Source organism: Streptomyces sp. NPDC093591 (assembly GCF_044764885.1).
Classification (GTDB): Bacteria; Actinomycetota; Actinomycetes; order Streptomycetales; family Streptomycetaceae; genus Streptomyces.
This window is the reverse complement of sequence record NZ_JBIWIY010000001.1, coordinates 46065-64246: the sequence shown is the minus strand read 5'-3', so window position 1 is coordinate 64246 and position 18182 is coordinate 46065. Positions and strand designations below refer to the sequence as shown.

General features: G+C 69.9%; 15 protein-coding genes. 11 read left to right on the top strand and 4 right to left on the bottom strand.

Translation table 11 applies throughout. The features are described from left to right. Positions 1-2 precede the first annotated feature (2 nt). Positions 3-164, top strand: coding sequence for a hypothetical protein (locus tag ACIREI_RS00265; protein WP_403325469.1), 162 nt, complete (start codon positions 3-5; stop codon positions 162-164). A 102-nt stretch (positions 165-266) separates the two neighbouring features. Here ACIREI_RS00265 and ACIREI_RS00260 read toward each other — a convergent pair whose 3' ends face one another. Together ACIREI_RS00260 and xylA are read right to left on the bottom strand one after the other, a co-directional pair. Continuing rightward, a complete protein-coding gene (locus ACIREI_RS00260; protein WP_403325467.1) occupies positions 267-527 on the bottom strand; it encodes a hypothetical protein in 261 nt (86 codons plus the stop codon). Positions 528-991: 464 nt separating this feature from the next. Beyond that, complete coding sequence (gene xylA / locus ACIREI_RS00255; protein ID WP_403325464.1) at positions 992-2158, bottom strand: xylose isomerase; 1167 nt, start codon at positions 2156-2158, stop codon at positions 992-994. A gap of 203 nt (positions 2159-2361) precedes the next feature. Between xylA and xylB the strand changes: the two genes are divergently transcribed. From xylB to adh, 7 genes are all read left to right on the top strand, one after another. Next, positions 2362-3807, top strand: a complete 1446-nt coding sequence (gene xylB, locus ACIREI_RS00250; protein ID WP_403325462.1) for a xylulokinase — start codon at positions 2362-2364, stop codon at positions 3805-3807. 14 nt (positions 3808-3821) lie between these two features. Continuing rightward, entirely contained in the window at positions 3822-5039 is a 1218-nt protein-coding gene (locus ACIREI_RS00245; protein WP_403325459.1) for an ROK family protein, read from the top strand. 175 nt (positions 5040-5214) lie between these two features. Beyond that, complete coding sequence (locus ACIREI_RS00240) at positions 5215-6711, top strand: APC family permease (protein ID WP_403325456.1); 1497 nt, start codon at positions 5215-5217, stop codon at positions 6709-6711. Next, positions 6708-7718 (top strand): acetamidase/formamidase family protein, encoded by a 1011-nt coding sequence (locus tag ACIREI_RS00235; RefSeq protein WP_403325455.1) that lies wholly within the window; start codon positions 6708-6710, stop codon positions 7716-7718. Before ACIREI_RS00240 ends, ACIREI_RS00235 begins: the two co-directional genes overlap by 4 nt. A gap of 39 nt (positions 7719-7757) precedes the next feature. Then, positions 7758-8357 carry an N-acetylmuramoyl-L-alanine amidase gene (locus ACIREI_RS00230; RefSeq protein ID WP_403325452.1) on the top strand — a complete coding sequence of 200 codons (600 nt, stop codon included), beginning with the start codon at positions 7758-7760 and terminating at the stop codon, positions 8355-8357. A gap of 119 nt (positions 8358-8476) precedes the next feature. Continuing rightward, complete coding sequence (locus tag ACIREI_RS00225; RefSeq protein ID WP_403325450.1) at positions 8477-9763, top strand: GAF domain-containing protein; 1287 nt, start codon at positions 8477-8479, stop codon at positions 9761-9763. A 104-nt stretch (positions 9764-9867) separates the two neighbouring features. Further along, positions 9868-11391: an aldehyde dehydrogenase gene (adh, locus tag ACIREI_RS00220; RefSeq protein ID WP_403325447.1), complete on the top strand. Its 1524-nt coding sequence runs from the start codon at positions 9868-9870 to the stop codon at positions 11389-11391. A 162-nt stretch (positions 11392-11553) separates the two neighbouring features. Here adh and ACIREI_RS00215 read toward each other — a convergent pair whose 3' ends face one another. Then, positions 11554-12942, bottom strand: coding sequence for a tyrosine-type recombinase/integrase (locus ACIREI_RS00215; RefSeq protein WP_403325445.1), 1389 nt, complete (start codon positions 12940-12942; stop codon positions 11554-11556). Then, positions 12939-13136, bottom strand: a complete 198-nt coding sequence (locus tag ACIREI_RS00210) for a helix-turn-helix domain-containing protein (RefSeq protein ID WP_365357412.1) — start codon at positions 13134-13136, stop codon at positions 12939-12941. Before ACIREI_RS00210 ends, ACIREI_RS00215 begins: the two co-directional genes overlap by 4 nt. Before the next feature lie 1128 nt (positions 13137-14264). On the opposite strand from ACIREI_RS00210, the gene ACIREI_RS00205 reads away from it, so the two are divergent. Genes ACIREI_RS00205 through ACIREI_RS00195 form a run of 3 tightly spaced genes read left to right on the top strand, consistent with a single transcriptional unit; the run spans position 14265 to position 17952 of the window. Beyond that, entirely contained in the window at positions 14265-15017 is a 753-nt protein-coding gene (locus ACIREI_RS00205) for a TnsA-like heteromeric transposase endonuclease subunit (protein ID WP_403325442.1), read from the top strand. Further along, the gene (locus ACIREI_RS00200; RefSeq protein ID WP_403325440.1) at positions 15014-16903 is read left to right on the top strand and encodes a Mu transposase C-terminal domain-containing protein; all 1890 of its coding nucleotides are present in this window, start codon (positions 15014-15016) and stop codon (positions 16901-16903) included. The genes ACIREI_RS00205 and ACIREI_RS00200 overlap by 4 nt, the downstream gene beginning before the upstream one ends. After that, positions 16900-17952, top strand: a complete 1053-nt coding sequence (locus ACIREI_RS00195; RefSeq protein ID WP_403325438.1) for a TniB family NTP-binding protein — start codon at positions 16900-16902, stop codon at positions 17950-17952. Before ACIREI_RS00200 ends, ACIREI_RS00195 begins: the two co-directional genes overlap by 4 nt. The last annotated feature ends 230 nt before the right edge of the window (positions 17953-18182 follow it).

Below are 18182 nucleotides of genomic sequence, written 5' to 3'. Positions count from 1 at the left end.
GCATGCCCGGCGGCCCCTGCGAGGGTGACCGGCCGTGGTGGTGGGCCGTCGGCCGGTCGCTCGAGCAACTCGACGCCCCGGCGGCCTCGGGTGCGCCGGAGCTGCCCAGGAAGCTGATCGTGGACACGTCGGCGAGCTACGTGCCGTTGCGGCGCGGCATTTGACGGCCGACCCGAGACACCGCGCTCGCGAGGAGCACGCGTGCGTGGCCGTTGCGGATCGCCACGCACGCGTACCGCGCGTATCCACGCCGGCCGGTGCCGTTACTACGGCAGCTCGTCCGCCAGTGAGGGCAGCAGCGATTCGAGATCGCTCGGAAAGCCGCTGGGCAGCTCGGTGGGGAAGCCGGAAGGCAGCGATGTCGGCAGCTCGCTCGGCAGCCTGCTCGGCAGCTCGGTCGGGATGCTGAAGGAGGGCCTGGGCGAACTGCTCGTGCTGCTCTCGGGGAGCGGACGCTCGTCGGGTGAGTCGTCGCTCCCCGAGGTCATCAGGACCACGGCCACGACGGCTGCGAGGGCCACGAGCACGGCCAGCAGGATGAAGAGCGGATTCCGCCGCCGTCCTGGCCCGCCGCCTCCCTCGGGCGGTTCCGGCGGCGGCCAGCCACCGTAGGAGGGCGGGCCGCTGTCACCCGGAGGAGGACCGTAGCCTCCCGGGGCCCCGTCGCCCCTTGTGGTCTCATGCCCGCCTCCTGTGCCCTGTCCGCGGCCGAAGCCTTCAGGAGGCGGTCCGAAGCCGCCCGGAGGCGGCGTGTCACCCGGCGGTCCCGGCGGCTGAGGCGGTACGGGCGGCATGGCCATACCGTCAAGGGTCGCCACGCATCGGTCAGGACGCGACCCCTATAGGGGAGTTGATACGGGCCCATGCCTTGGATCGCATGATTCCGGAACATTCCGCGCAGCGGCCGGCCGGCAACCCGTACCGCGTGTGACCGAATCTTTCGGCGGACGGTCACACGCGGCAAGGTGGCAGCGGGTACGCGCGCGTGGCCTCAGCCGCGGGCGCCCAGCAAATGGTCCATCGCCAGCTGGTCGAGGCGCTCGAAGGCCATCCCGCGCGCGGCGGCCGCCTCGACGTCGAACTCCTCGAACGCCGAGCGGTCCGCGAGCAGCGACTTGAGGCCGTCGGCCGCGGTCGGCTGCGCCAGCTCGTCCAGGCGCGAGGCGCGCAGGGCCTCCTGGACCTCCGGATCGGCACGGAAGGCGGCCGAACGCTCCTTCAGGATGAGGTAGTTGCGCATGCAGCCCGCGGCCGACGCCCACACGCCGTCGAGGTCCTCGGTCCGCGGCGGCTTGAAGTCGAAGTGGCGGGGCCCGGTGTAGCCGGCGCTCTCCAGGAGGTCGACCAGCCAGAAGGCGGAGCGCAGGTCGCCGGCGCCGAAGCGCAGGTCCTGGTCGTACTTGATGCCGGACTGTCCGTTGAGGTCGATATGGAAGAGCTTGCCCGCCCACAGTGCCTGCGCGATGCCGTGCGGGAAGTTGAGCCCGGCCATCTGCTCGTGGCCGACCTCGGGGTTGACGCCGTACAGCTCGGGACGCTCCAGGCGCTCGATGAACGCCAGGGCGTGGCCTACGGTCGGCAGCAGGATGTCGCCGCGGGGCTCGTTCGGCTTGGGCTCGATCGCGAACTTCAGGTCGTAGCCCTGGGAGGTGACGTACTCGCCGAGGAGGTCGAAGGCCTCCTTCATGCGGTCGAGAGCGACGCGTACGTCCTTGGCGGCGCCGGACTCGGCGCCCTCGCGGCCGCCCCAGGCGACGTAGGTCTTGGCCCCCAGTTCGACCGCGAGGTCGATGTTGCGGATCGTCTTGCGCAGGGCGTAGCGGCGCACGTCACGGTCGTTGGCGGTGAACGCGCCGTCCTTGAAGACGGGGTGGGTGAAGAGGTTGGTGGTCGCCATCGGCACCTTCATGCCGGTCGCGTCGAGGGCCTCACGGAAGCGCTTGATGTGCGCCTCACGCTCGGTGTCCGAGGACCCGAAGGGGATCAGGTCGTCGTCGTGGAAGGTGACGCCGTGGGCGCCCAGTTCGGCCAGGCGCTGCACGGTCTCGACCGGGTCGAGGGCGCGGCGGGTGGCGTCGCCGAAGGGGTCCCGTCCCTGCCAGCCGACGGTCCACAGGCCGAAGGTGAACCTGTCCTCGGGGGTGGGCTGGTAGCTCATGCCGCGGCTCCTTGCTTGCGGACGACTGCTTGCTACGACTCGCTACGACTATTTCGTCATGGCGGTTTACAAATTAGTATGCCGACGCGTCCCTGGGAAGGGACAAGATGTCCCTGAAGGGGTGAGGTCCGGGTCGTGGTCATCCGGGGCACCCTCGAAACAGCAGGTCAGATCCCGCAGAGCCGCGGAAAAGGGAGAGCCCGATGTCAGCAGCCGAGGGTCCGCTCGTCGTCGGCGTGGACACGTCCACCCAGTCCACCAAGGCGCTGGTCGTCGACGCGTCGACCGGGCGGGTCGTCGCGAGCGGCCAGGCACCGCACACGGTGTCCTCCGGGGCCGGTCGCGAGAGCGACCCGCGCCAGTGGTGGGATGCCCTGTGCGAGGCACTGCGCCAGTGCGGGGATGCGGCGCACGAGGCCGCCGCGGTGTCGATCGGCGGGCAGCAGCACGGCCTGGTCACGCTGGACGACCGGGGCGAGCCGGTCCGTCCGGCCCTTCTGTGGAACGACGTGCGCTCGGCGCCGCAGGCCCGCCGTCTGACCGAGGAGCTGGGCGGCGCGAAGTTCTGGGCCGAGCGCACCGGCTCCGTACCGGCCGCCTCCTTCACGGTCACGAAGTGGGCCTGGCTGGCCGAGAACGAGCCGGAGTCCGTCCGGGCCACCAAGGCCGTCCGTCTCCCCCACGACTACCTCACCGAACGCCTCACGGGGCAGGGCACCACCGACCGAGGCGACGCCTCCGGTACGGGCTGGTGGGCGTCGGGCACGGAATCGTACGACGACGAGATCCTCGCGCGCGTGGGGCTCGACCCGGCGCTGCTGCCTCGTGTGGTCCGGCCCGGCGAGGTCGCGGGCACGGTGCGCGACAGCCACGACCTGCCGTTCTCCAAGGGCACCCTGGTCGCGCCCGGCACCGGCGACAACGCCGCCGCCGCGCTGGGGCTCGGCCTGCGCCCCGGGAGGCCGGTCCTGAGCCTGGGCACGTCGGGCACGGTGTACGCCGTGTCGAAGCGGCGCCCCGCCGACCCGACCGGCACCGTGGCGGGCTTCGCCGACGCGCACGGTGACTGGCTCCCGCTGGCCTGCACCCTGAACTGCACGCTGGCCGTGGATCGCCTCGCGACGTTGCTGGGCCTCGACCGCGAGGCCGTGGAGCCCACCACCGGCCTCACCCTCCTGCCCTACCTGGACGGCGAGCGCACCCCGAACCTGCCGAACGCGTCCGGCCTCCTGCACGGCCTGCGCCACGACACGACCGCCGGTCAGCTCCTGCAGGCCGCCTACGACGGTGCCGTCCACGCGCTGCTGGGCGCCCTGGACCTGGTCCTGGACGACGACGCGGACCGCTCGGCCCCCCTGTTGCTGATCGGCGGCGGCGCCCGGGGCACGGCCTGGCAGCAGACCGTACGGCGGCTCTCGGGGCGCCCGGTGCAGGTGCCCGAGGCCAAGGAACTGGTCGCGCTCGGCGCGGCGGCGCAGGCGGCCGGCCTGCTGACGGGCGAGGATCCGGCCGCGGTCGCCCGGCGCTGGAACACCACGCGCGGGCCGGTGCTCGACGCCGTGGAGCGGGACGAGGAGACGCTGGCCAGGATCAGCGGGGTACTCTCCGACGCGGCCCCGCTGCTTCAGCGGAGCCCCGAAACTCACTGAGGACGGACGGAGGCATGACCGCACCGCTGCACGAGGCCCACCCGGCCGGCCCCGGCCGCGCGCTGCCCAACACCCAGCAGGGCATGCGCCGCCGCAACCTCGCGCGGGTGATGCACACCGTGAGTGCCGAGGGGCCGCTCTCCCGAGCCGCCGTCGCCTCCCGCATAGGTCTGACCCGTGCCGCGGTGTCCACGCTCGTCGACGAGCTGATCCGCTCGGGACTGCTGGAGGAACTCGGCCCCGAGCGGCCCGGCCGGGTGGGCCGTCCCGGGTCGGCGCTGGCCGTCAGCGGGCACGGTCCGGCCGGGATCGGAGCGGAGATCGGCGTCGACCACCTCGCCGTCTGCGCGGTCGATCTCCGCGGCGAGGTGCGGTCCAGGGCAGTGCGGCACGGCGCGAACCGTGGCCGTGCCGCCGAACCTGTCATCGAGGAACTCACCGAACTGGTGCGCCAGGTTCGCGCCGAGGCCGAGCACGAGGGACTCCGGCCCGCCGGCCTGGCGGTCGCGGTGCCGGGTCTGGTCGCGCGGGACGCCCGAACGGTCGTACGCGCCCCGAACCTCGACTGGCGCGACACGGACCTCGGCGCTCTGTTGCCCGTGGACTTTCCGCTGACCGTGGGCAACGAGGCCAACTTCGGCGCGCTCGCCGAACTCTGGCTGGGCGACGGCACGCCGCGCGACTTCCTGCATGTGTCGGCGGAGATCGGCATCGGTGCGGCGGTCGTGGTGGACGGCGGGCTGCTGCACGGAACGCGTGGTTTCGCCGGCGAGTTGGGGCATGTACCGGTCCAGCCTGACGGGCCGGAGTGCCCGTGCGGGGGGCGGGGATGTCTGGAGCAGTACGCCGGTGAGGAGGCGGTGCTGCGCGCCGCTGGCCTGGAGTCGGACGAGGACCGCGTCGGGCTGCTCGCCGGGCGTGCCGCCGCCGGTGACGAGGACGTACGGCGGGCCCTGCGCGAGGCGGGAACGGCGCTCGGTGTCGCGCTGACGGGCGCGGTCAATCTGCTGGACCCCGAGAGTGTGGTGCTGGGCGGTGCGCTGGCCGGGCTCGCGCCCTGGCTGCTGCCGTCGCTGGAGGCCGAGTTGGACCGGCGTACGGCCGGGCCCGCCTGTCCGGTGTCCGTGTCGCGGTTGGGTCCCGAGGGGCCGTTGCTGGGGGCCGCGCACTCGGTGGTGCGAGCGGTGCTGGACGATCCGATGGCCGTGGCGGCGGTGGCGGAACAAGCCTGAGCCCAGGTCGAGTTCACTCCTGTGAGTGAGCGGGTTATCCACAATCTTGCGGCTGTCCACGGAAAGCCGGGGGACTCTTCTGCCCAACCCGCCCGCGCCGTACCGTGATTCACGCGAGGCGCAACCGTCGTGGCATGGCGACGCGAGCGCATCGGCGTGGATGAGGGGGATTCACATGTCGGGGGATTCGGCGGGGCAAGCGACTGCGGGGCTGCGGCGCGACGCGATCGGGTTGCGCGAGGTCCTGTTCCAGAGCATCACGGCGATGGCGCCGGCCGCGGCGGTCGCGGCGTCCATTCCGGCGGGCGCGGCCTTCGCGGGCGGAAGCCTGCCGCTGTCGGTGCTGATCGCGCTGGTGGCGTGTCTGTTCACGGCGTCGTGCGTGGCCGAGTTGGCACGGGAGCTGCCGGCCGCGGGCTCGGTGTCCACGTATGTGGCGCAGGGGCTGCATCCCGCCGTGGGCTTCCTCGTCGGCTGGGGCTATGTCTTCGTCGAGGCGCTCGTCCCGCCGCTGTTGCTTCTGCAGCTGGGCTTCACGACGGCGGGCACGCTGCACCAGGAGTGGTCCTCGTATCCGGCGGACCTGTGGTGGCCGTGGGCGCTCGCGGGGGCCGCGGTCATCGCTCTGTCCGGGTACTTGGGCGTGCGGACCTCCGCCCGGTTCGGCACGATCCTGGGCGTCTTCGAGGTCCTCGTCCTCGTGGTGTTCGCCGTCTGGCTGATCGGCAAGGCGGGCGGGGACAACACACTGTCCGTATTCGGGACTTCGCACACCGCGGAGGGCTACGAGGGCGTCACCGGAGTGTTCGCCGGCTCGGTCTACACGGTGCTCGCCTTCGCCGGATTCGAGGCCGCGGCGCCGCTGGCCGAGGAGACCCGGAATCCACGCCGGACCATGCATCGCGCGGTGCTCGGGGCGGCCCTCGGCATCGGCCTGTTCTACGTGCTCACCACCTACGCCATGACCGTGTACTACGGGCCGGACCGCTTCGGGGAGTTCGGGACCTCCGGCGCCGCATCCTGGGAGGGCGTGGCCCGGGCGTCGTTCGGGCTGTTCTGGGTGCTGGTGTTCCTGGCCGTGGTCAACTCGGCCATCGCCAACGCCAACGCGTGCGCCAACGTCTCCACCCGAACCGCCTTCGCCCTGGCCCGCATCCGTGTGCTGCCCCACTTCCTGGCCGTGCTGCACCCCAAGTACCGCTCCCCCGTGGCCGGTATCGCCGTGCAGACCGTCGTCGCGGTCGGTGCCGTGCTGGGGCTGGGGCTGGCCTACGACCCGGTGACGGCGTTCCTGCTGCTGGCCACGGTGATCGTGACGGTCGTGATCGGCGTCTACATCGTCGTGAACCTCGCCTGTGCCGGCTACTTCCTGCGCCGCAGGCGCGAGGCGCTCAAGCCCGTACGGCATCTGCTCCTGCCCGCCCTCGGCATCGCCGCGTTCGTGCCCGCGCTGCTGACCGCGGCGGGACTGCCCGTCTTCGACTTCGTCTCCGAGCTGACCGCGCCGGTGTCGTACGCGGGTTCCGTGGTCGGTGTGTGGATGGCGGCCGGAGTCGTGGTGCTGGTCGTGCTGATACGGCGCCACCCCGGGCGCATAGCGGAGACCGCCCGCGTGCACCTTGACGACCCCTCTCCCACCGGCCTGCCGCAGAACGGAGCTGTGCAGCGATGAGCGACCCCAGGATCCTGACCGTGCGACCCGAGCCGGGCGAATACGCCTGGACGTTCGGCGGCGCACCTCCCGTGGCGCGCATCGCACCCGGCACGGTCCTCGACCTGTACACGGAGGACTGCTTCGCCGGGCGGGTGCGATCGGAGAAGGATCTGGTGTCGGAGGTGTGCGAGTTCCCCTTCCTCAACCCGCAGACCGGTCCCTTCCACGTCGAGGGCGCCGAGCCGGGTGACACGGTCGCTGTGCATTTCGTGTCGATCGAACCGGCCCGGGACTGGGCCGCGTCGACGACGGTCCCGTTGTTCGGGGCACTGACCTCCACGCACACCACGGCCACGCTGCAGCCGCCGCTCCCGGAGACCGTCTGGATCTGGCAGCTCGACCGGACCCGACGTACGGCGCTGTTCCGGGCGCACGACAGTGACATCGAGGCCGAGCTGCCCATGGACCCGATGCACGGCACGGTCGGGGTGGCGCCCGCCAATCTGGAGGTGCGCTCGGCCCTGGTGCCCGACGCGCACGGCGGGAACATGGACACGCCCGAGATGCGGGCGGGCGTCACCTGCTACCTCGGGGTGAACGTCGAGGGCGCGCTGCTCAGCCTCGGCGACGGGCACGCCCGGCAGGGCGAGGGCGAGACCTGTGGGGTGGCGGTCGAGTGCGCGATGAACACCGTGGTGATCGTCGAGTTGCTCAAGGGGCTCGCCACGCCCTGGCCCCGCATCGAGTCGGACACGCACATCATCTCGACGGGTTCGGCCCGGCCGCTGGAGGACGCGTTCCGGATATCCCAGCTCGATCTGGTGCGGTGGCTGGTGCGCGACTACGGGTTCGGTGAGCTGGACGCCTACCAGTTCGCGACCCAGACCGTCGAGTCGCCGCTGGCCAACGTCTGCGACACCAACTACACGTGCGTGGCCAAGATCCGCAAGGAGTGGCTTCCCGCGCGCGAGACGCACCGCGGCCTTCATGCGCGGCTGCGGGAGACGGCAGCGGCTCTGCGCTGAGCACACCGGCCGACCTCAACTTCGAAAGGCAATCCCCCTTTGGAACGCGCGAGACCACGACCCAGTCGACGGCACATCCTGCAGGGCACCGCCCTGGCCGCCGTCCCGTATGCCCTGCTCCCCGAGCGGCGGGCCGGTGCGCATGTCCCGGCACCGGACTACCCACTCGCCGCTTGGCGACCGGCGAGCACGTCCAACTACACGGTGGCGAACCGCCCCACGACCCACCAGATCGACCGGGTGATCATCCACGTGACCCAGACCACCTACCGCAACACCCTGTTCGTCTTCGAGCGCCCCGAGAAGAAGGTGTCCGCCCACTACGTCGTCCGGTCAGGAGACGGACACACGTCCCAGTGCGTCCGTGAGGCGGACATCGCCTGGCACGCCGGGGACTGGGACCACAATGCGCGCAGTATCGGCATCGAGCACGAGGGATGGGTGGACCAACCCGGCTTCTTCACCGGCGTCATGTACGAGAAGTCGGCCCTGCTGACGGCGGCGATCTGCGAAAAGTACGGCATCCCCAAGGACCGGGAGCACATCATCGGGCACTACGAGGTTCCGGGCACCGATCACACCGATCCCGGCCCGCACTGGGACTGGACGCGCTACATACGACTGGTCAACTCGGCCTGAGGCCGGTCGAACCCGCCGAACCGGTGTGCGCCGTTCAGGTGTCCCCCGTCGAAAAGGTTGTCCGCCCGCGTACCCGGAGTGACGATGTCCCCAGCCGCATCGCCTTCCGGGAGGCCGAGTTGACGGATCCGTGGGTGGCCCTAGAACCGGGAGCCGACCCCGCCGAGCGTGTCCGGGTACTGCGTCGTGCGCATGAGACGTTCACCGAGGTGGGCACCGTGCCGCAGCCGGTGCGTTCCGTGGTGGCCGACTCGTGGCGGCGGTCCGCGCGGGCCGGGGTGGGCCCGGACGGGACGGCGAGCGTGGAGCTCGCGGACAGCGATCTCGGCGCCTATCGCGCGGAACATCCGTTGGCGCGGGTGATGCCACTGTTCCGGGAGCTGCTGGGCACGTTCGCCGCCGACGGCGAGCATCTGCTCGCGGTGTGCGACGCGCACGGCAGGCTGCTGTGGGTCGAGGGCCATCCGACGACCCGGCGCCGGGCGGGGCGGATGAACTTCGTGCCGGGTGCGCGGTGGGCGGAGACCTCGGTGGGGACGAACGCGCCGGGCACGGCGGTCGCCGTGGACCGGCCGGTGCAGGTGTTCGCGGCCGAGCACTTCATCCGCCAGGTCCAGCCCTGGACCTGCGCGGCGGCGCCGGTACACGATCCGCGCACCGGGCGGGTGCTCGGGGCGGTGGACATCACCGGCGGGGACGGGCTCGCGCATCCGCACAGCCTGGGGTTTGTGCAGGCTGTCGCGCGGGCCGCGGAGTCCCATCTGGCGCTGCTGGCCCCGCCGATGCCCGCGGCCGACACACCGGAGTTGTCCGCGCTGGGCCGCGACGAGGCGCAGTTGCTCACCGGTGGCCGCCGCGTCAGGCTCAGTCGCCGGCACAGCGAGATCCTGGTGCTGCTGGCCCGTCACCCGGAGGGTCTGACCGGGGACGAGCTGCTGTGCGCGCTGTACGAGGACGAGTCGGTGACGCCCGTGACGCTGCGCGCCGAACTGGCCCGCCTGCGCCGGATGCTCGGCCCCGGGCTGCTCGCCTCGCGTCCCTACCGGCTCTCGGTGCCGGTCGAGTCGGACGTGGCGGTCGTCGAGCGTCGTCTGGAGACCGGTGCGGTCACGGGTGCGGCCATGGCGTACGCCGGCCCGCTGCTGCCCGGTTCCCAGGCACCGGCGGTGGTACGGCTCAGGCGCCGCCTCGCCGACGGGCTCCGTACGGCGTTGATCGCCCGCCGCGACCCCGACCTGCTGGCCGACTGGGCGCACGCGCCGTGGGGCGAGGACGACCTCGACGTATGGCGAGCGCTCGCAGCGGTGCGCCCTACGGCGGCCGTGCGGTCACGACTGGCCGCGCTGGAGTCCGAATTGTCCGCACTGTCCGTACGGCCCGCCTGGGAGCGCCGGCCGCCGCGCTGACCGCACCCTGGTCGCGCGCAACGTACTTGCAACCTCGGCGTCCCTAGCCTCGCGCCGAGAGCTGCCCAACGGCGGGCAGCGCTGCTGCAGGGAGGCAGGCCAGCATGACCCGTTACGCGGCGCCCGGCACCGACGGCGCGATCGTCTCCTACCAGGCGCGCTACGACCACTTCATCGGCGGAGAGTACGTGCCGCCGATCCGGGGGCAGTACTTCGAGAACCCGTCGCCGGTGAACGGGCAGCCGTTCACCGAGATCGCGCGGGGCACGGCGGAGGACGTGGAGCGGGCGCTCGACGCGGCGCACGCGGCCGCCCCCGCGTGGGGCAGGACCTCGGTGACCGAGCGGGCCGACATCCTGCTCAAGATCGCCGACCGTATGGCGGCCAACCTGGAGCAGCTGGCGGTCGCCGAGAGCTGGGAGAACGGCAAGCCGGTGCGCGAGACGCTGGCCGCCGATATCCCGCTGGCCATCGACCACTTCCGCTACTTCGCCGGCGCGATCCGCGCCCAGGAGGGCTCGCTCGGCGAGATCGACGACGACACGGTGGCGTACCACTTCCACGAACCACTCGGCGTGGTCGCGCAGATCATCCCGTGGAACTTCCCGATCCTCATGGCGACGTGGAAGCTCGCCCCGGCCCTGGCCGCGGGCAACGCGGTCGTGCTCAAGCCGGCCGAGCAGACCCCGGCGTCCATCCACTACTGGCTCAGCCTGGTCGCCGACCTGCTCCCGCCGGGCGTGATCAACATCGTCAACGGCTTCGGCGTGGAGGCGGGCAAGCCGCTGGCGTCCAGCCCCCGGGTGGCCAAAGTGGCGTTCACCGGCGAGACGACCACCGGCCGCCTGATCATGCAGTACGCCTCGGAGAACATCACCCCGGTCACCCTCGAACTCGGCGGCAAGTCCCCGAACATCTTCTTCGGCGACGTCTGGGCGGCCGACGACGACTTCCGGGACAAGGCGCTCGAAGGCTTCACGATGTTCGCGCTCAACCAGGGCGAGGTGTGCACCTGCCCGTCCCGGGCGCTGGTCCAGCGCGGCCGGTACGCCGAGTTCATGGAGGCGGCGGTCGCCCGCACCGAGCAGATCAAGACCGGTCACCCGCTCGACACGGACACGATGATCGGCGCGCAGGCCTCCAACGACCAGTTGGAGAAGATTCTCTCCTACCTGGACATCGGCCGGCAGGAAGGCGCCAAGGTCCTCACGGGTGGCGAACGCATCGAGCACGAGGGCGAGTTGAAGGGCGGCTACTACGTCCAGCCGACCATCTTCGAGGGCGACAACCGCATGCGGATCTTCCAGGAGGAGATCTTCGGTCCGGTCGTCTCGGTGACGTCCTTCGACGACTTCGACGACGCCATCAAGATCGCCAACGACACGCTCTACGGGCTCGGCGCGGGTGTGTGGACGCGGGACATCAACACCGCGTACCGCGCGGGCCGCGCCATCCAGGCGGGCCGCGTGTGGACGAACTGCTACCACGCCTACCCGGCGCACGCGGCGTTCGGCGGCTACAAGGGCTCGGGCATCGGGCGTGAGACGCACAAGATGATGCTGGAGCACTATCAGCAGACGAAGAACCTGCTGGTGTCGTACTCGCCGAAGAAGCTCGGCTTCTTCTAGAGGCACGAAAAAAGGCGCCTGACCTGGGCTTTTGCCCGTCAGGCGCCTTTCGCTCGGCCCGCTCAGAGCAAGGCCCGGTTTACGTCGTAACTCCCAGTTCCTCCCACCGCTATCCCGCTCCTGACCAGCTCTTCCGGACCAGTCACGGACCAAAACCCCGACTCACCCCTCACGCGCCGCGCCCTGGCTGACGCGGTCCCACTCCTGCATGGACTGCTCAATCAGCCGGTTGGCCTGCTCCCTGACGCCGTCCAGGAACTTGGCGTAGTGCCGGAAGAGGACCTCGATGCTCTGGCCGGCGCGGCGAGCGCATTCGGCCGGGTCCACACCGGAGTACAACCAGAACGAGATCCCGGCGTGCCGGAGATCGTAAGGCCGCTTGGCCAGCCCAGAGGTGAGTTCCGTGCGGGTCAGGACGTACTTCCGTGCCCGCGCCCACGTCGTGCCATATGCAGCCGCGTCCACGTAGTTACCGGCCTGGTTCCGGAACACCCGACCGTCCGGCGCCACGCCGAACCGTTTGATGTGCGCACGCAGGATCTGCACGAACTGCGGCGGGATGGGCACAGGCCGGGTCGAGGTAGCCGCGCGGCGCTTGAGCGAGTGCACCTCGTGCACCGCGCCGTCGTCCGTCCACTCCTTACCCGCGGTGATGACGCCGCCCGACAGGTTGAGCAGCCCCCACCCGGTCTCGGGCAGATGACACTGGTCGAGCCGGAGGTGAATCACCTCCGCCGGCCGCATGGCCGCGTAGTACATACAGCCGAAGAACGCCTCCAGGTGCGGGCCGCGACCACGCTGCTGAGCAACCGCCGTAAGCAGCCGGGCAACTTGGGCCGGATTGGGGACGGCAGCCGGGTCCACCTCCTCGTTGACCGCCGGAGCGTTCCACCTGAGCCCATTGAGGGGGTTGTCCGTGAAGTAACCTTTCTCCACGGCGATGTTGAGCACTTCGTTGAACGCAGCCCGCTTGCGCCGCGCTGTCTTGGCCGCAGCCGCTTTGCCGTCCAGCTTGCGACACAGGGCGTCCAGCGCCCGTCGCAGCACATCGGCTTCCGAGAGAGCACCGACGGGCAAGGAGTTTCGCTTCAGCCAGTCCAGGGCCTTCCGCCACTCCTCGGTCGGCTCTTGGGCCCATGCCTTCTTGTTGAACGCCCACGAGTACAAGGCCCGCCGCAGCACCCGTGGTTCCGGATAGCTTGCGCCAGGTTGCACCAGGGCAGGCGTGATGGTGGCGAATGCGTCGGCCAGGGTACGGCGGGTGTTTCCCGGGGTACGGTCCCACCGTTGATCGATGTATTCGTGGGCAAGGTCGTACCACGTCGTTCGCTGTTTGATGGCTCGCAGCTCGGACGCCGGCAGACCCGTGTGCTCATCGAAAGGCTCGCCCTCGCGCGCCGCCGTCATCAGCTTCGCGTGCCGGCTCTCGGCGAGCCCGATGGTCATGAACGACTCTGATTTTTCGCGTCCGTTGACCGTCCACCGGACCATAAACGCCTTGCGCCGGTCAGGGCGCTCGCGTATGTCCCAGAAACGGACGTTGTAACTCATCGCCAAGTGTCAAAATCTCTCTCGCACGCGTCCCACCAGGCATCCAGATCTGTGCGACGGCACCGGAGTTCGCCATTGGGCAGCTTGATCATGCGGGGGGCTTGCCCGCGGGCGCGCATGCGGTAGAACGCCGACGGACTCATACGGATCTCCGCAAGAACCTCGGCCAGCTTCAGCGCAGGAGGACGAGCCATGCAATTTCACCTTCGTATTGAGAAAGGCTTCATGCCGAAAATTCACGCGTGCATTGATACGCAGCACAGACCACCCGTCCTACAGGGCCATCCATTGTGGAGTGGCCGATAAAACACAGCGGGGCATCACGAATCGACACAGCGTGGGATTTTCCTCACGACGCACAGGCGAGCAGCCAGGGAGGAGACCTGGCGTAGCAAGCAGCCAGCCAAAGCCGTGGGCATGAAGGCGCGGTCATTGATAGGGCAGCAGGCGGCAGCAGCGCCCTATACCTCCTCGCGAATGCGTGCGGCACTGCCAACTGCGTCCGCCACGACTCCACCACCAAGCACAGCCGAGTGCGAACACCATCAATGCTCTGCACGATCACCGGTTTCGCTAACCGGGGATCGTCTGCTATGTATCGCGCAGCACGAAGAGGGGGTCGTCCATGGACACCCTGTCGTCTCCGTCAGGACGACAGCCGGTAGCACCGGAGAGCGGGGATCGCTCCGTCCGTGACGACCATCAGAAGCCCGTCTTAGGTGAGTCGGCTGAGGCTACGGGCCACGACCCGCTCGGGGGCTCCAACGGCTCGGGCGACTTGTCGGGGTGCGGCTCCGGGGTGCACCGCGACGTGCGCGACAACCACTCGATCACGACGGTAGCCCTGTTGCACCAGGTCCTCCCCGAACAGCCCGGCCGCGCAGGCGCAGAGACACAGCGCCGTGGAGAGCGCGCCATAGTCTTCCGTCTCCTGCGCGGTCCACGCATTCAGAACGCCGAGCACCAAGAGGATGGGAAGAGTGAGGCGAGCGGATCGGAGAGCGGGATTCGGCAGACGGGCCTCCTTGGAACGGGTCTCGGCGGCGAGACTGAGTAGAGCGGGAGTACGGGCTCCCAAGGCGTGCGGCCTGCATGCCGGTCGACCTAAAGCCCGCATCCCTTCACTGACCTGGTGTTTTCCGGGACGTTGTACGTTGACATGGTCCCGGCGGAGGTTCCAGTCCCTTGGGGCTCTTTCTCGTCTGCCGTGGGCGAATCCTGTCCTTTGTCATCCAATCGAGGCGTTTGACAGCGAACCCAGTCGTTTCGGCTTCTCTGACAGTGAATCTAGTCGTGAGGGGTGAGCAGGCTGGGGGTGCCGTATGTCGGTATCGGCTGAGGCGGACGAGGTCGTGCCGTACGTCGAGGTGTCGTGCGTGGAGGGCAAGCGCGAGCGTCGACGACGTCCGCTGTTGGACTGTGTGTCGGTCAGGTTCGAGGACGCTCGTCCGGTACGGCCGTTTCGGTGGCCGCCAGGTGGGCGCCATTTCCCGGGCTGGTACTGGGCGGCGACGACCAGGCAGCACGTCGGCTTCGAGTCGTGGCTGGAGCGGGACCGTCTCGTTCTCATGGACTTCGACCCCGCCGTGGTGGGGATCGCCTCCCAGCCGTTCTGGCTGCACTGGCACGACGGGACGCGTGAGCGCCGGCATGCCCCGGACTTCTTCGTGCGCCGCGCGGATGGCTCGGCCGTGGTCGTCGATGTCCGCGCCGACGATTGGATCGCGCCGCGCGATGCCGCAGCGTTCGAAGTAACGCGCAGGGCCTGCGCCGAGGCCGGGTGGGGCTTCGAGCGGGTGGGGACGCCGGAGCCGGTGCTGCTGGCGAACGTGCGGTGGCTGTCGCGCTACCGTCACCCCCGCTGCCGTCAGCGTCCGGTCGCGGTCCGGCTGATGGAGGTTTTCTCGCAACCGGGACCGCTCTTGTCCGGGGCCGATAGGGCTGGCGACCGGCTCGCGACGCTACCCGTGTTGTTCCACCTGCTGTGGCGGCAGGAGCTGTCCGCCGAGGGGTTGGCGGTCGAGCTGATGGGCCCGCACACGGTCGTGCACCTGGCCAGTGGGGGCGCCAGATGACAGAGGAGGGGCGGCGGGTTCCGCCGACTGCCCGGATCGCAGAGTTCCCCAAGACAGCCGCTGACCAGGCCCGTTGGTGGGAGAGCCACATCCTGGAGGTGCTGCACGGTTTGCCGCCGGATGCTCCCCAAGGGGCAGTGCCGCGACGGGAGTTCGACCCCAGGCTGCACTCGCTGGCTGAACGAGAGCGGGCCAAGGCGGCCGAGTTGACGGCGGCGGGCCATCGGGTGACGGCCAGTGGCATCAAGCAGCGGCGTCATCGCTATCGCCGCGACGGGCTTGTCGGGCTGGCCGACGGCCGGTCGGCCAAGCAGCTGCCCCCCTTCGGCCGGATCGCCCCCGCGGTGGTCGAAGCGATGCGGCAGGCGATCGACGAAACGGGCGATGCCTCCTCAAGGACGATCGGATTCATCATCTGGCGGACGAAACAGATCGTGGCGTCCGGCGAGGATGGCGACGGCATCGAGCTGCCTACGGATCGCACGCTCTACCGGCTGTTCGACAAACTGGCTGCCGGGACACATGCGACCGGCTCGGCAACCACACGCCGCTCGGTGCATGCGCGTCCGGCCGGCCCGTTCGGGGAGGTGCCGGCCGTCGCGCCGGGCGAGTTGATGCAGATCGACTCCAGTCCGCTGGATGTCCTGGTGCGGCTGGACGACGGCATCGCGGAGAAGGTCGAGTTGACCGCTCTCGTCGATATCGCGTCCAGGTCGATCACTGCTGCGGTGCTGCGGCCGACGACGAAGGCGGCCGATGCCTCCGCCCTCGTGGCCCGCAGCATCACGCCGGAGAGGGTGCGTCCGGGCTGGCCGGAGTCACTACGCATGTCTCGGTCGGTACTGCCGCACCGGCGAATGCTGGCCCTGGACGAGCGGCTGGAGCATGCGGCTGCGAGGCCGGTGATCGTACCGGAGACGGTCGTCTGCGACCACGGAAAGGTGTTCATCTCGCACAACTTCCGGGCTTCCTGCCGCTTTTTGGGCATCACGCTGCAGCCGACACACAAGGCGTCGCCCTTCGAGAAGGGAGTGATCGAGAAGACCCTGGGCTCGGTGGCGACGCTGTTCGCGCAGTTTGTCACGGGTTACACCGGCCGATCGGTGGACCGCCGCGGCCGACACTTGGAGGACGGGCCGTTGTGGTCGCTGCCCGAGCTGCAGGAACTGCTGGACGAGTGGATCGTCGCTGTCTGGCAGAACCGGCCGCATGACACCCTGCGCGACCCCGACGCACCGAAGCGGGCCTTCTCGCCGAACGAGAAGTACACGATGCTGCTGGAGTCGAGCGGCTACGTTCCAGCCCCGCTGAGCGGTGAGGACTACGTCGAGTTGCTGCCGGAACGGTGGCAGGCGATCAACGCCTACGGCATCAAGATCAACCACCGCACCTACGACAGCCCCGAGTTGAACCCGCTACGGCGTCAGCGCTCCGGGGTCGCGGAGAAGAAGGGCTTGTGGGAGATCCACCACGACCCCTACGACGTGTCCCGGATCTGGGTACGCGACCGACGCGGCGAGAACGACCGGTGGATCACCGTGTTCTGGCGGCACCTGCACCGCGTTGGCGTCCCGTTCGGCGAAATGGCCTGGGACCACGCCCGCCAACAGGTCCCGGGCGGCAACGAGGCACAAATCGCGGATGCGGCGGCCACCCTGCTCCAACGCGCCCACGACGGCCCCCGAGACGAGAAGAACCCTCCGGCCAAACGGTCTCAGAAAGATCGCCGGGTCGCCGCCCGCACCCGGGCGACCGCCCCGGGCCGGGAGATCCCCGATCCGCCGGCCGACAGCGAACCGACGGATGAGGACACCGACACCTCGCTGGCCAAGGTCATCCCGTTGGGTCTGTTCGACCCGCTTGCCAACCCCTGGAGGCGCCCGTGACCATCTCCAAGCCGGCAGCCCGGCGGACCGTATTGCGGGAGGCCGACGCCGAGGCCGGCCGACAGTTGAACACCCTGACTGGATGGCGCAGGTTCATCGACGGGCCGCCCGCACCCCCGGCCCTGTCGTCCCGGAGCGCTTGGCAGCGAAAGCCAGCGTCCGAGCGGGACCTCTACGACGAAGACCGCCTGGACCACCACGCCCGCATGCTCACGATCGCCACCTCGTTCGTCGAGAAGACGGCGATCTGCGGCCGCCGACTGATCCTGCTCAACCGCCACGCGATCAGCGCCCGCCGTGGGCTGATCGTTTCCGGCCCGGCGGGCACCGGCAAGACCATCGCCATCACCCAGCTGGGACGCTCCCACGAACTCCTTGACCGGGCCCGGCACCCACGCGTCACAGACCGCATCCCGGTCGTCTACGTCACCGTCCCGCCTGCCGCGACCGCCCGCATGATCGCAACCGAGTTCGCGCGCTTCCTGGGCCTGCCGGTGCGGGCCCGCTCGAACATGACCGACATCATCGAGGCCGTGGTCGGCGTCTGCACCGACACGCGCACCGGTCTGGTGCTGGTCGATGAACTCCACAACATCTCGCTCACCAGCCGCCACGGCGCCGAAGTCGCCGACACTCTCAAGTACTTCTCCGAGCGCCTGCCCGCCACATTCGTCTATGCCGGCATCGACATCGCCGAATCCAGCCTGCTGTCCGGGACGCGAGGCGCCCAGATCGCCGGGCGCTTCACCCTGATCCCCTCCCGCCCCTACCCCTACAACAACGAATGGAAGGGCCTGGTCGCCACGATGGAGGACGCCCTGCGGCTGCACGACCACCGCCAGGGCACGCTCACGGACATGGACCGCTTCCTGCACGACCACACCGGCGGCATGATCGGATCCCTCTCCCACGCCATCCGCGGAGCCGCGATCGACGCCATCCTCACCGGCACCGAGAAGATCACCAAGAAGAGTCTCCAGAGCATCCCGCTCGACCACACCGCCCACACCACGGCGTCGATGGCCACGAAGACCGCAACGTCCCGATGAACAGCGAGCTGCCGCCCCGGTTTGCGCCACTACCGGTCCGGCTCCGCCCCTGCCTTGGTGAATCCGCCGATTCGTACATCCGGCGCCTGGCTCGCGCCAACCATCTCAAGCCCAGCTTCCTGCACTGCTATCTCTCCGGCCCACCGCAGTGGTTCGCCAGGCCGCTCCTCGAACACCTCGCCGCGGTCGCAGGCCACTCGCCCGAGGCACTCGAGCGTGCCCTTGCTGAC